Below are 498 nucleotides of genomic sequence, written 5' to 3'. Positions count from 1 at the left end.
GTCACTGCTGCGCCTCGGGGTCGAGGTGATCGACCTCTACTACCTGCACCGTCCGCCGCAGAACGCCGAGATCGAGGAGACCGTGGGAGCCATGGCCGACCTCGTGAAGGAGGGTAAGATCCGCCACCTCGGGCTCTCCGAGGTCGATGGCGACCTACTGCGCCGCGCCCACGCCGTCCACCCGATCACAGCGGTTCAGAGCCAGTACTCCCTGTGGACCCGGGACGTCGAGGCGGTCACCCCGACGATGGCGGAACTGGGTGTGGGCCTGGTGCCGTACTCACCATTGGGCCGCGGCTTCCTCACCGGCACAGTCGACCGGGCGGGCCTGGACAGCTCCGACTTCCGCAGCAGCAATGAGCGAATCCAGACCGACGCCAACCAAGCCATCGCCGACACCGTCCGGCAGGTTGCCGAACAGGCGGGGGCGGCACCGGCTCAGGTCGCGCTGGCCTGGGTGTACACCCAAGCCGACCGCCTGGGTGTGCCGATCGTACC

Annotated in this window: 1 protein-coding gene; it reads left to right on the top strand. The window is 68.5% G+C overall.

Features of this window, described 5'->3' with window-relative positions:
- Positions 1 to 498 (top strand): aldo/keto reductase (locus ADL29_RS08280; RefSeq protein ID WP_211274272.1); only part of this gene is annotated, 498 nt, incomplete at both ends.

The organism is Streptomyces chattanoogensis, assembly GCF_001294335.1.
GTDB lineage: Bacteria > Actinomycetota > Actinomycetes > Streptomycetales > Streptomycetaceae > Streptomyces > Streptomyces chattanoogensis.
Note: the sequence above shows the minus strand (reverse complement) of the source record. Positions and strands in the feature narration are given on the sequence as shown.